Source organism: Stutzerimonas zhaodongensis, from assembly GCF_003696365.1.
GTDB classification, from domain to species: Bacteria; Pseudomonadota; Gammaproteobacteria; order Pseudomonadales; family Pseudomonadaceae; genus Stutzerimonas; species Stutzerimonas zhaodongensis.
Map to the genome: position 1 here is coordinate 814,592 of NZ_RFFM01000002.1, position 12,769 is coordinate 827,360.

At 59.0% G+C, this 12,769-nt stretch carries 13 protein-coding genes; 4 read left to right on the forward strand and 9 right to left on the reverse strand.

The genetic code is table 11. The features are described from left to right. Positions 1-34: 34 nt before the first annotated feature. From purT to EA797_RS12205, 4 genes are read right to left on the reverse strand one after another with little or no spacing between them, the layout of a single operon-like run. Positions 35-1,216: a formate-dependent phosphoribosylglycinamide formyltransferase gene (gene purT / locus EA797_RS12190; protein ID WP_122165497.1), complete on the reverse strand. Its 1,182-nt coding sequence runs from the start codon at positions 1,214-1,216 to the stop codon at positions 35-37. A 57-nt stretch (positions 1,217-1,273) separates the two neighbouring features. Then, a complete protein-coding gene (locus EA797_RS12195; RefSeq protein WP_122165499.1) occupies positions 1,274-1,465 on the reverse strand; it encodes a DUF1289 domain-containing protein in 192 nt (63 codons plus the stop codon). Further along, the gene (locus EA797_RS12200) at positions 1,462-1,986 is read right to left on the reverse strand and encodes a gamma carbonic anhydrase family protein (protein ID WP_122166294.1); all 525 of its coding nucleotides are present in this window, start codon (positions 1,984-1,986) and stop codon (positions 1,462-1,464) included. Before EA797_RS12200 ends, EA797_RS12195 begins: the two co-directional genes overlap by 4 nt. A gap of 2 nt (positions 1,987-1,988) precedes the next feature. After that, positions 1,989-2,603, reverse strand: coding sequence for a CoA pyrophosphatase (locus tag EA797_RS12205; protein ID WP_122165501.1), 615 nt, complete (start codon positions 2,601-2,603; stop codon positions 1,989-1,991). A 216-nt stretch (positions 2,604-2,819) separates the two neighbouring features. Between EA797_RS12205 and EA797_RS12210 the strand changes: the two genes are divergently transcribed. The 4 genes from EA797_RS12210 (at position 2,820) to EA797_RS12225 (ending at position 4,974) form a co-directional block, all read left to right on the forward strand. Beyond that, the gene (locus EA797_RS12210; protein ID WP_122165503.1) at positions 2,820-3,374 is read left to right on the forward strand and encodes an NUDIX hydrolase; all 555 of its coding nucleotides are present in this window, start codon (positions 2,820-2,822) and stop codon (positions 3,372-3,374) included. A 24-nt stretch (positions 3,375-3,398) separates the two neighbouring features. Then, positions 3,399-3,899, forward strand: coding sequence for a L,D-transpeptidase family protein (locus tag EA797_RS12215; RefSeq protein ID WP_122165505.1), 501 nt, complete (start codon positions 3,399-3,401; stop codon positions 3,897-3,899). Between the two features lie 72 nt (positions 3,900-3,971). Then, the gene (locus EA797_RS12220) at positions 3,972-4,421 is read left to right on the forward strand and encodes a MarR family winged helix-turn-helix transcriptional regulator (RefSeq protein WP_122165507.1); all 450 of its coding nucleotides are present in this window, start codon (positions 3,972-3,974) and stop codon (positions 4,419-4,421) included. Positions 4,422-4,545: 124 nt separating this feature from the next. Next, on the forward strand, positions 4,546-4,974 hold the full coding sequence (locus EA797_RS12225) for an organic hydroperoxide resistance protein (protein ID WP_122165509.1): 429 nt from the start codon (positions 4,546-4,548) through the stop codon (positions 4,972-4,974). Between the two features lie 71 nt (positions 4,975-5,045). On the opposite strand, the gene EA797_RS12230 is transcribed toward EA797_RS12225, so the two are convergent. From EA797_RS12230 to EA797_RS12250, 5 genes are all read right to left on the reverse strand, one after another. After that, complete coding sequence (locus EA797_RS12230) at positions 5,046-5,363, reverse strand: YqfO family protein (protein WP_122165510.1); 318 nt, start codon at positions 5,361-5,363, stop codon at positions 5,046-5,048. A gap of 203 nt (positions 5,364-5,566) precedes the next feature. Then, on the reverse strand, positions 5,567-9,463 hold the full coding sequence (gene purL, locus EA797_RS12235; RefSeq protein WP_122165512.1) for a phosphoribosylformylglycinamidine synthase: 3,897 nt from the start codon (positions 9,461-9,463) through the stop codon (positions 5,567-5,569). A 181-nt stretch (positions 9,464-9,644) separates the two neighbouring features. Then, a complete protein-coding gene (locus EA797_RS12240) occupies positions 9,645-10,421 on the reverse strand; it encodes an amino acid ABC transporter ATP-binding protein (RefSeq protein ID WP_122165514.1) in 777 nt (258 codons plus the stop codon). A gap of 10 nt (positions 10,422-10,431) precedes the next feature. Further along, positions 10,432-11,529: an amino acid ABC transporter permease gene (locus tag EA797_RS12245; RefSeq protein WP_122165516.1), complete on the reverse strand. Its 1,098-nt coding sequence runs from the start codon at positions 11,527-11,529 to the stop codon at positions 10,432-10,434. 10 nt (positions 11,530-11,539) lie between these two features. Then, the gene (locus EA797_RS12250) at positions 11,540-12,724 is read right to left on the reverse strand and encodes an amino acid ABC transporter permease (protein ID WP_122165518.1); all 1,185 of its coding nucleotides are present in this window, start codon (positions 12,722-12,724) and stop codon (positions 11,540-11,542) included. Positions 12,725-12,769: the final 45 nt, after the last annotated feature.

A 12,769-nucleotide genomic window follows, 5' to 3' on the forward strand; every position in this document is an offset into this window, starting at 1 on the left:
GCGCGTCGACCGGTGTGCTTACGGCTGCTAGCCCCTACAGCTGAGTATCGATTGCCGAGGCCGCTCGTGACGCCTTGGCGCGCGCAGCCTCTATTGATGCATCTCGGGCCAGCGCGACGCCCATGCGTCGCTGCCCACTGACACCAGGTTTGCCGAACAGCCGCAGCGCAGTATCAGGCTCAGCCATCGCAGCAGCCAGATTGCCGAAGCTCACCTGCTCTGACTCTCCTTCTACCAACAAGACTGCAGATGCCGATGGCCCGAACTGCCGAATCGCAGGGATCGGCAGACCGAGAATCGCTCGCGCATGCAGCGCGAACTCGGAAAGATCCTGGGAGATAAGCGTGACCAGGCCAGTATCATGAGGGCGCGGAGAAACCTCGCAGAACCAGACTTGATCGCCCTTGACGAATAGCTCGACACCAAAGATGCCGCGGCCACCCAATGCATCGGTGACCGCTCGAGCTATGCGTTCTGCCTCAGCCATTGCGCCGGCAGCCATGGGTTGCGGCTGCCACGACTCCTGATAGTCGCCCTTTTCCTGCCGATGCCCGACAGGCTGGCAAAAGGTGGTGCCGCCCGCGTGCCGAACGGTCAGCAAAGTAATTTCGTAATCGAAATCGATGAAGCCCTCGACGATCACGCGACCTTTTCCGGCCCTCCCCCCTGCCTGGGCGTACTCCCACGCCGAAAGTACATCGTTTTCACTCCGCAGAACCGACTGACCTTTACCAGACGAACTCATGACCGGTTTGATCAGACAAGGGAAACCAAGCACAGCGGTCGCTGCGCGACATTCGTCCAGAGAGTCTGCGAACCGATAAGGCGAGGTAGGCAAACCCAGCTCTTCTGCAGCCAAGCGACGAATGCCCTCGCGGTTCATGGTGAGCTGCGCGGCGCGGGCAGTGGGGATGACGGTATAGCCTTCGCTCTCCAACTCGACCAGAGTTGCGGTCGCGATCGCCTCGATTTCCGGCACGATGAAATGCGGTTTTTCATGTTCGATGACTGCTCGCAACTCAGCACCATCCAACATGTCGATGACGTGATGTCGATGTGCGACCTGCATGGCCGGGGCATTGGCGTAGCGGTCCACAGCGATGACCTCGACTCCTAGACGCTGAAGTTCGATCACCAATTCCTTGCCGAGCTCACCGGAGCCGCAGAGCAGCACGCGGGTGGCGCTGAGGGAAAGCGGCGTACCAATTCGGGACATGACATTCCTCGATATGCAGAGATGTTAATTAGGGCCGCCGGCACGTAGCCGTCGATGCTAGAAAAGCAGCCCGCTCGCGCGTGCACGCTCGTGGCAGCGCAGCAGCACCTGACGTCGTTCGAGATTGTCCATCCGGCTCCAGCGGCCGATCTCCTCAATGCTGCGCTGGCAGCCGGTACAGATCTCGTCTTCGTCCAATGCACATACGCTCACGCAAGGAGAAGCGACCGGCTTGTCAAGGTCAGTCAATCGTTCTGCTCCACAAGATCACGCGCATAGCGCTGAGCGTTGTGCACGTAGTGGGCAGCGCTCGCCTCGAGCATTTTCTTCTGTTGCTCGGTCAATTCCCGCACCACTTTGCCAGGCGACCCCACTACCAGCGAGCCGTCTGGAATCTCTTTGCCTTCGGCGATAAGCGTATTGGCGCCGATGATGCAGTACTTACCGATCTTCGCGCCGTTGAGGATTACTGCATTGATACCCACCAGGCTGTAATCGCCAACGGTGCAACCGTGCAACATGGCATTGTGGCCCACCGTAACGCCCGTCCCCAGTGTCAGGGGAAACCCCATGTCGGTGTGCATGACGCTACCATCCTGCACATTGCTGTTTTCACCGATATGGATGAGCTCGTTATCCCCACGCAGCACCGCGCCGAACCAGACGTTCGCGCCCGCTTCCAGGCGAATCTTGCCGACCAGTGTGGCGCTCGGCGCGACCCAGCTCTGTGGATGGGTTTCTACCCGGGAATCACCAAGGCGATATTTCACGATCACGTCCTCTTCTTGCTCAAGTCGATGTATGAAGCAGGCGGACGACGCATCTCGATACCGGCGTCATACACCAGGTTGACCAGCTCGACGATCATGATCGCTGTCAGCCCCCATATTTTGTACTCGCCGTATCGATAAGAGGGGACGTACCACGCGCCACCCTGATAGTCGATTCGATGGGTAACTTCGCGTGCGTCCTGGCAGAAGAAATCCAGCGGGACGGAGAATACCGCTGCAATTTCCGCGTCATTGGGTCGATATTCGACGTAATCAGGAACGATGCCCACGTATGGCGTGACATGTATACCGTGCAAGGAAACGAGACTGCTGAGCGGCCCGACGACCTCGACGATACCCGGCGCAAGCCCAACCTCTTCCTCGGCCTCCCGCAAAGCGGTGTGGATAAGGTCTCGATCTTCTGGATCGCGCCGGCCGCCAGGAAATGCCACCTCCCCGCCATGGGTGGAGAGGCCGCTGGCTCGCAGAGTGAGCACCAATTCGGGCGAATCACCCCGGGTGATTGGCATCAGCACGGCCGCTTCGGGCATCCGTCCTTCCGGCTCCAGAAGATGCGGAGAATAGTCACGCACCCGTTGGAGAATCTTGTCCAGCATGAAACTTCTCTATTTATCTTTACCAGGCATCATGGCATGAATCATCAAGGCGCCCAATACGGACAAAGTCGAAAGCCAGCCCAGCTGCGATTCAACGCAACCTTGCCGACGGCATCCATTCAGGTTGACAAACTTCCTGCGGCAGACACGCTCTGACCAATAGCCAGATCGGCCAGACGACTTCGTTCAGCTCATACAATTGCAAAAGGAATCCTGATGAAATTCTGCAGCCACTGCGGCGGTTCGATCACTGAGCGTGTGCCCGAAGGTGACAACAGGCTCCGTTTCGTCTGTTCATCCTGCGAAACGGTCCACTATCAGAATCCGCGAATCGTCGCTGGCTGCCTGCCGGTCTGGGAAGATCATGTGCTGCTTTGCCGCCGCGCAATCGAACCCAGGCGCGGATTCTGGACGCTCCCCGCGGGCTTCATGGAAAACGGCGAAACAGTGCAGGAAGCTGCGGTGAGAGAAACCCTGGAGGAAGCCTGTGCCAGAGTCTCCGATTTAGAGCTCTATACGCTTTTCGATCTGCCGCATATCAACCAGGTCTATATGTTCTTTCGCGCCTCACTGATCGACGAGCATTTCTGTGCCGGCGACGAGAGCCTTGAAGTCCGACTATTTCGGCAGGCCGACATCCCTTGGTCTGAGCTGGCTTTCCCGACTGTTGGGCGTACCCTAGAATACTTTTTCGCCGACCGGGTGCAGCAGACCTTCCCGGTGCGTAACGAAGCCATCGAAGCGATGCGGGTGGCGCGCAGACAGGTCTGATGTCGTAAGGATTCAGGAAAGCTCATGCGCTGGCTGTTAGCGATCTTCTGCATTACGTTTGCTGCCCTCACCCACGCCACTGCCGCGCCGGCATTCGACGATACTTTCATCGACAAGGTGCTGGTGATCAAATCCGAGCGCCAGCTTCATCTCATCAGCCGCGGCACCACGATGAAGAGCTATCGGGTTTCGCTTGGCAAACAGCCCGGTCCAAAAGAGCGCGAAGGCGACCAGCGCACCCCCGAGGGTTTTTACTGGATCGACTGGCGCAAGAACTCAGACAAATACAACCTTGCGATGCACATCTCCTATCCGAATGCCAAGGATCTAGCCCGTGCCAGCAGCGAAGGAGTTCGGCCAGGCAGCATGATCATGCTTCACGGCACCCCGCTGGACGAGGAGTATCCTGAGTGGTTCTTTCATACTCTCAACTGGACCGAGGGCTGCATCGCGCTGAAAAATGATGACATGCGGGAAATATGGAATCTGGTGAAGAACGGTACGCTGATCGAGATCCGCCCTTGAGCAGGCGCGCAGAACTGGAAGAGAGCCAGACAGCGCGGTAACGTGAATCCTCTCACCTAGCCCCGGTCACCCATGACGAAGACTCGCCTAAACCAACAGTTACAGCTGGACAACCAGCTGTGTTTCGCGCTCTATTCCGCATCGCTGCAGATGACCAAAGCCTACAAGCCACTTCTCCAAGCGATTGGGCTTACCTACCCGCAATACCTGGCGATGCTGGTCCTCTGGGAGCGTGACGGCATCACGGTTGGGGAGATAAGCGCTCGGCTTCTGACCGAACCCGGATCATTAACGCCGCTGCTCAAGCGGCTTGAAGCAGAGGGCCTTATCAGCCGCACCCGCAGCAGCAACGACGAGCGCGTTGTCGAACTTCACCTCACGGAGGCCGGATGCGCTCTCGAAAAACAAGCAGCCGACTTCCCTGCTTGCATGCTCGAGTGCACCGGTCAATCGCCTGATACCATCATGGCGCTTCGCGACCAACTTGTTTCCCTTCGCAATGCACTGCTGAAAAGCAACTGACTGCCCGGCCCCGGCCGTCCTCCACTTAACGCCACGAAACGGACACTGATGATATTTATCTTGCGCGATAAATATCATCGCGATAACTTTACCTCAACCAAATCAAACCCGGAGGAATCGAGCCATGCAAACACTCAAGCCCCTTTACACTGCCACCGCTACTGCTACTGGAGGTCGCGATGGGCGTGCCGTGTCGTCTGACAATCTGCTGGAAGTAAAACTTTCCACTCCGCGCGAATTGGGCGGCCAGGGTGGCGAAGGCACCAACCCCGAGCAACTCTTCGCGGCTGGTTACTCCGCTTGTTTCATCGGTGCGCTCAAGTTCGTTGCCGGACAGCAAAAACAACAGCTGCCCGCCGAAACAGCAGTAACAGGAAAGGTTGGAATTGGTCAGATCCCCGGCGGATTTGGGCTTGAAGTAGAGCTTGATGTCAGCCTGCCTGGGCTTGAGCAGACCGCAGCGGAGCAATTGACCGAAGCGGCTCACAAGGTTTGTCCGTATTCGAACGCGACTCGTGGCAATATCGAAGTACGACTTAACGTCAGCGTATGACCGCATCGGCGGTCGCCCTGCCATAGAAAACCCCGAGCTCGCATGAGATCGGGGTTTTTGTTTATAAGCTGTCAGAACTGCATATCTGACAGCCGCCAGACTTCGAACGCTGGCGTTTCATAGGGATGCGCCCGCTTTAGCGCCTTGACGCTGTCGTGAATCAACTCGTCTGCGACCACCAGCTCAACCTTCCACTCCGAGACTGACAGCAACTGGCCAATCTGTCCGAGAAACGGCTGACTGCCTTCGAGCGGGCGATACTGGCCATGACCAAGTACCTGCCAACAGCAACTGTCATAGCTACCGATTTTCCCGGCCCCGGCTGCAAATACCGCTTTCTTGACTGCGTCCAGATGGCTTTCCGGAACATAGAAACACAGCTTGTACATCGACTTCTCCGCACAGAAAACCGTTAGCCGTGCATGACTCCATGCGACATCTATAACGTTCAGGCTCACCCTTAAGCCCCAACCCGATCAAGCTTAGACGCAGAGCCCCAATGCTTGGTTCAGGGATCGCTGGCGATCAATTCACAGGCAATAAAAAGCCCGAGACACATAAGCGCTTCGGGCTCCCTTTACTCAATCCAGCTTCAATCCACCCAGACCCTGGCGTTGCGGAACATGCGCATCCAGCCGCCGTCCTCTTGCCATTCGTCAGGACGCCATGAGTTGGTAACAGCGCGGAAAACCCGCTCCGGGTGCGGCATCATGATGGTCACACGCCCATCGCGGGTGGTCAGGCCAGTGATGCCACGCGGCGAACCGCCCGGGTTGGCTGGATAGCGCTCGGTGACCTTGCCGTGGTTGTCGACGTAACGGAGCGCCACGGTTCCGGAAAGATCGGCTTCGAGCAATGCCTCCTCGCTTTCGAACTCGGCATGGCCTTCACCATGGGCGATAGCAATCGGCAGGCGGGATCCGGCCATGCCTTTCAGGAAGATGGAGGGAGAATCCTGCACCTGCACCATGGCAACCCGGGCTTCGAATTGCTCCGAACGGTTGCGCACGAAGTGCGGCCAGGACTCACTTCCAGGGACTAGTTCGTGAAGGTTGGAAAGCATCTGGCAGCCGTTGCATACGCCCAAAGCGAAGCTGTCCTTGCGCTCGAAGAAGCTGATGAAATCCTCGCGGGCGCGGCTATTGAAAAGAATCGACTTGGCCCAGCCCTCACCCGCGCCCAACACGTCGCCATAGGAGAAGCCGCCGCATGCGACCATCCCTTTGAAACGCTCAAGGCTGATTCGCCCGGAGAGGATGTCGCTCATGTGCACGTCGACAGCGGCAAAGCCGGCACGGTCGAAGGCCGCCGCCATCTCGGTCTGACCGTTAACGCCCTGCTCACGCAAGATTGCCACTTCGGGGCGCACGCCGCGCTTGATGTACGGCGCAGCGATATCGTCATTGACGTCGAAGCCGAGAGTGACGCTAAGGCCTGGGTTATCCTCTTCGAGCAGCGCGTCGAACTCCTGGTCAGCACAATCGGCGTTATCCCGCAGGCGCTGGATCTGATAGCTGGTTTCGGACCACTGACGCTGCAGCAGACGACGGTCGCCGGAGAAGACATCAACGCCTTCAAACTTGATCGCGACATGTTCATTGTTGACTGGCTGGCCGATGACCGACACACAGTCGGCGAGACCTGCAGCGCTGAATTGGGCGAGCACGACCTCGGTGTCGCCCTGGCGAACCTGAACCAGCGCACCCAGCTCTTCATTGAACAAGGCGGCAGGGATCTGATCGGCACTCTCCACCAGCGCGTCAAGGTTGAGATTGAGCCCGCAATGCCCGGCGAATGCCATTTCCAGCGCGGTTGTCAGCAGGCCACCGTCGGAGCGATCGTGATAAGCCAGTAACAGCCCATCGGCATTGAGGCCCTGAATCACGGCAAAGAATGCCTGCAAGTCTTCGGCATCATCGACATCCGGCGCTTTTCGCGCCATCTGGCCGTAAACCTGTGCAAGGATCGACGCGCCCATGCGGTTCTGTCCACGCCCCAGGTCGATCAGGACCAGATCGGTTTCGCCCTTATCGAGCCGCAACTGAGGCGTCAGGGTCTGGCGAATGTCCGCGACTGGGGCAAAGCCGGACACCACGAGCGAAAGCGGGGAAGTCACGCTCTTGTCGACGCCCTCTTCGCTCCACCGGGTTTTCATCGACATGGAGTCCTTGCCGACCGGAATAGTGATGCCTAGTTCGGGGCAAAGCTCCATGCCAACAGCCTTGACCGTGTCGTACAGGCGCGCATCCTCGCCCGGATGACCTGCTGCCGCCATCCAGTTTGCGGAGAGCTTGATGTCGGAGATTTTTTCGATACGCGCTGCCGCGAGGTTGGTCAATGTTTCACCAATCGCCATACGCCCTGAAGCCGGTGCGTCCAGAAGCGCCAGCGGAGTGCGCTCGCCCATCGCCATGGCTTCGCCGGTATAGACGTCGTAACTGGTCGAAGTCACCGCACAATCAGCCACAGGCACCTGCCAGGGACCTACCATCTGGTCGCGCGCCACCATGCCGGTGATGCTGCGATCACCGATGGTGATCAAGAAGCTCTTGCTCGCTACGGCCGGGTGATGCAGCACTCGGCCGATGGCCTCGGACAGGTCCACCTGATCGGCTGCGAAATCATCGCCGAGCTCGGCTTCGCGATTTGCGCTGCGGTGCATACGGGGCGCCTTGCCCAGCAAGACATTGAGCGGCATTTCGACCGGGTTGTTGCCAAAATGGCTATCGGAAACTGTCAGGTGCGGCTCAGCAGTGGCTTCGCCTACGACAGCAAAGGGGCAACGCTCGCGCTTGCAGATCGCCTCGAAACGCTCCAGATCGGCAGCATCGACCGACAGCACATAACGCTCCTGAGACTCGTTGCACCAAATCTCGTGCGGCGCCATGCCGGGTTCGTCATTCGGCACATTGCGAAGCTCGAAGCGCCCGCCGCGGCCCCCATCGTTGACCAGTTCTGGGAAGGCATTCGAAAGGCCGCCCGCGCCGACGTCATGTATGAACTTGATCGGGTTCTTATCGCCCAGCTGCCAGCAACGGTCGATGACTTCCTGGCAACGCCGTTCCATTTCTGGGTTGTCGCGCTGCACCGATGCGAAATCGAGATCCGCCGAGCTGCTGCCGGTAGCCATGGACGAGGCCGCGCCTCCACCCAGGCCGATAAGCATTGCAGGACCACCCAGCACGATCAGCTTGCCGCCCACCGAAATCTCGGCTTTCTGCACATGGTCTTCACGGATGTTGCCCATGCCACCGGCGAGCATGATCGGCTTGTGATAGCCGCGGACCTCTTCGCCATGCGGGGTGCTGATCGACTGCTCGAACGTACGGAAGTAACCGCTCAGCGCGGGCCGACCGAATTCGTTGTTGAACGCCGCGCCGCCCAGCGGGCCTTCAATCATGATGTCGAGCGGAGTGACGATGCGCTCGGGCTTGCCGTACGGCACTTCCCACGGCTGCTCGAAACCGGGAATGTTGAGATTCGAAACAGTGAAACCGGTCAGACCCGCCTTCGGCTTGGCGCCACGGCCGGTTGCGCCTTCGTCACGAATTTCACCGCCTGAGCCGGTGGCGGCGCCCGGGAACGGCGCGATGGCGGTTGGGTGGTTATGGGTTTCCACCTTCATCAGGATGTGCACCGGCTCCTGGCTGGCCGCGTACTCGCCTGTTTCGGGATCTGGATAGAAGCGTCCTGCCACGTTGCCGACGATGACTGCGGCATTGTCCTTGTAAGCCGACAGTACGCCTTCGCCATGCAACTGGAAGGTGTTCTTGATCATGCCGAACAGAGACTTTTCCTGGCTCTCGCCATCGATGTCCCAGCTCGCGTTGAAGATCTTGTGCCGGCAATGTTCAGAGTTGGCCTGGGCGAACATCATCAACTCGATGTCATGCGGATTGCGCCCCAGGTCGGTGAAACTGGTAACCAGGTAGTCGATCTCGTCCTCAGCCAAGGCCAGGCCCAGCGAGACGTTCGCCTGCTCCAACGCAGCGCGACCACCACCGAGCACGTCAACGGCGGTCAGGGGCTTGGGCTGGGCATGGTTGAAGAGGCTTTCGGCTTCTTCGAACCGCTCGAGTACAAGCTGGGTCATGCGGTCATGCAGGGCGGCGGCGATCTGTCCTGCGTCGGCGTCGGACAGCTCTCCTGAGACGTAGTAAGCGATGCCGCGTTCAATCCGATGAATCTTCTCGAGGCCACAGTTGCGCGCGATGTCGCTCGCCTTGCTTGACCAGGGGGAGATGGTTCCGAATCGCGGAATCACAAGGAACAGTCGGCCGGCTGGTTCCTGTACCGGTACGCTCGGACCGTACTTCAACAGCCGGGCGAGCACTTGCTCCTCGTCCGCGCCAAGCGTGCCGGATAATTCGGCGAAATGAGCAAACTCGGCGTACAACCCGCTTACAGCGGGGACCTTCGCGGTCAGTTGTGCCAGGAGCTTACCGTGACGGAAGGCGGAAAGAGCGGGAGCGCCGCGCAGGATCAACATCGTCGGAACAGCCTCGGAGGGGGGAGCAGTCGGGCCGCGTATTCTAGCCCATGACAGCGTCCGAGGCTAAGGGCGCTGCAAGGGAAGCGAGCAGGATCTGGCGATACCGGGAGCAGACCCAAAGTGGATGCGCGAGAAGCGACATCCACTCGGACCTTGGTCGGCGTCCCGCCGCATGTCGTCAGTGCAGGATCTGGCTCAGGAAGAGCTTGGTGCGCTCATTGTTCGGCTGGGTGAAGAAGGTTTCCGGGTCGGCTTCCTCCACGATCTCCCCTTTGTCCATGAAGATCACCCGGTCAGCGACCGTGCGGGCGAAGCCCATTTCATGCGTCACGCACAGCATTGTCATCCCGCTTTCAGCGAGGCCGACCATGGTATCAAGCACTTCTTTGACCATTTCAGGATCCAGTGCCGAGGTAGGCTCGTCGAAAAGCATGATCTTGGGCTTCATGCACAGGGCCCGGGCGATCGCGACACGCTGCTGCTGGCCGCCCGAAAGTTGCCCCGGGAATTTCCCGGCCTGCTCAGGAATGCGAACTCGCTCCAGATAGTGCATCGCGATTTCCTCTGCCTGACGTCGCGGCATTTTGCGGACCCACATTGGCGCAAGGGTGCAGTTCTGCAGCACCGTGAGATGAGGAAACAGGTTGAAGTGCTGGAACACCATGCCGACTTCGCTGCGGATCGCCTCGATCTGCTTCAGGTCATTGGTCAGTTCTTCACCGTTGATCACGATGCGCCCCTGCTGATGCTCCTCAAGCCGATTGAGGCAGCGAATGGTGGTGGACTTGCCAGACCCCGACGGACCGCAAAGGACGATGCGCTCACCCTGGGTGACGTTCAGGTTGATGTCCTTGAGGACGTGAAACTGCCCATACCATTTGTGTACGCCTTGCATCTGGATGACCGGTTCACTGGCCCGCTCAGGCTGCTCGGATTGAATGCGTTTGTCGTTCATGATGCTGTCCTTAATTCCGGTGGCCGGTGTCGAGCTTGCGTTCCAGATGCATGGAATAGCGCGACATACCAAAGCAGAAGATCCAGTAAACCAATGCTGCGAAAACGTACCCCTCGGTCGACATCCCTAGCCAGGCAGGGTCGGAGGTGGCGCGCTTGATGCTATTGAGGAAGTCGAACAAGCCGATGATGATCACCAGGCTGGTGTCCTTGAACAGTGCGATGAAGGTATTGACGATGCCTGGAATCACCATTTTCAGCGCCTGCGGCAGGATCACCAGCACCATGCTGCGCCAGTAACCCAGGCCCATCGCTGCGGCCGCCTCGTACTGCCCCTTTGGGATTGCCTGCAGACCACCACGCACCACTTCGGCGATGTAGGCAGCTTCGAAGAAAATCACCATGACCATGGCCCGCATGAGCTTGTCGAGGTTCATGCCTTCGGGCAGAAACAGCGGCAGCATCACCGATGACATGAACAGCACCGTGATAAGCGGTACGCCTCGCCAGAACTCGATGAAGGTTACGCAAAGCACCCGGATGGCCGGCATGTTCGAGCGCCGCCCTAGCGCCAGCAGGATGCCCAGGGGCAACGCTCCGGCTATGCCTACCGCTGCGATGACGATGGTCAGCATCAACCCACCCCAACGGCTGGTCGGTACTGTTTCGAGCCCCAGGAAACCACCGTGTAACAGCCAATAGGCGACCAGCGGATAGATCACCAGAAAGGCGATCCCGTAGCTTGCCTTATGACGCATCTGCCGCAGGAACAGCGGAGCTGCACCGATGACGGCAAGCCAGGCTGTGGCATCCACACGCCAACGCAGTTCAGGCGGATAGAAGCCGTACATGAACTGGCTGAAGCGCGTCTGGACGAAAACCCAGCAAGCGCCCTCGCGAGAGCAGTCGGCGCGCGTCTCGCCAGTCCAGTCGGCCTTGATGATCGCCCACTCGATGAGGGGTGGAACGATCAGCCAGATCAGATAGATGCCAACCAGCGTCAGCAGCGTGTTGATCCAACTGGAGAACAGATTGGCCCTCATCCAGCCCAGGACACCGATATTGGTGGATGGCGCCGGCAGGTCCGGTTTGAAAGTATGAGTTGTCATGCGCTTGTCCTTACCGCTCGATCAGCGCAATGCGCTTGTTGTACCAGTTCATCAGTAGCGAGATGCTGATGCTGATGGCGAGGTACACACTCATGGTGATGGCCATGGTTTCGATGGCCTGCCCGGTCTGATTCAGCACGGTGCCGGCGAACAGCGAGACCATGTCCGGATAGCCGATAGCCGCAGCCAGCGAGGAGTTCTTCGCCAGATTGAGGTATTGGCTGGTCAATGGCGGAATGATCACCCGCATCGCTTGGGGGATGATTACCAGACGGAGCACCCGACCAGGGCGCAAGCCTAGCGACGCAGCCGCCTCGGTTTGGCCATGGCTGACCGATTGAATACCCGCGCGAACCGTTTCACCGATGAAGGCTGCGGTATAGACCGACAACGCCAGCACGATAGAGACCAGCTCCGGGATAACCACCCAACCGCCGCGGATGTTGAACCGCTGCAACTCGGGTACTTCCCAGAGAAACGGCGCACCGAACAACATCGAGCAAAGTGTGGGGATACCGATGAACAGCGCAAAGCTGGCCCAGAAGACAGGGAACATCTGCCCTGTCGCGTGGCGCCGCGCTCGTGCCCAGCGGTTGAGCATGACGATTGCTACCAGCGCCACGAACAGCGCAATCCAGAACGGCCAGAAGCCGTCCCCCGCGCTGGGCGATGGCATCTGCACGCCGCGATTGTTGACGAAGACCACGTCCCACAGGCTCAAGCTGTCTCGCGGACCCGGCAGTGGTGCGAGCACGGCGAAGTAGACGAAGAAGATCTGCAGCAGCGGCGGAATGTTACGGAACGTCTCGATGTAAACAGTGGCGATCTGACGAATCAGCCAGTTCGGAGACAACCGGGCCACCCCGAGAATGAAACCAATGATCGTCGCCAGGATGATCCCGACAACGCTCACGAGCAGCGTATTGAGCAACCCAACCCAGAAGACGCGACTATAGGAGTCGCTCTCGCTGTAGTCGATCAGATGTTGAGAGATGCCGAAACCGGCTGCATTGTCGAGAAAGCCGAAGCCTGACGTAATGCCCCGATGGGCGAGATTGGTTTGGGTGTTGTGGAACAGAAACCAGCCAACTGCAACGACTGTGATAACGGCAATGACCTGAAACAGCCAGGCACGCGCCTGCGGATCCGTGAGCAACGAGCCGCGCGCTGCCCCCGATTTAGCGATGGTTCGCATCAAGAAACCTCATACGGCACTGCCGGTGCAAAGGCACCGGCAAGG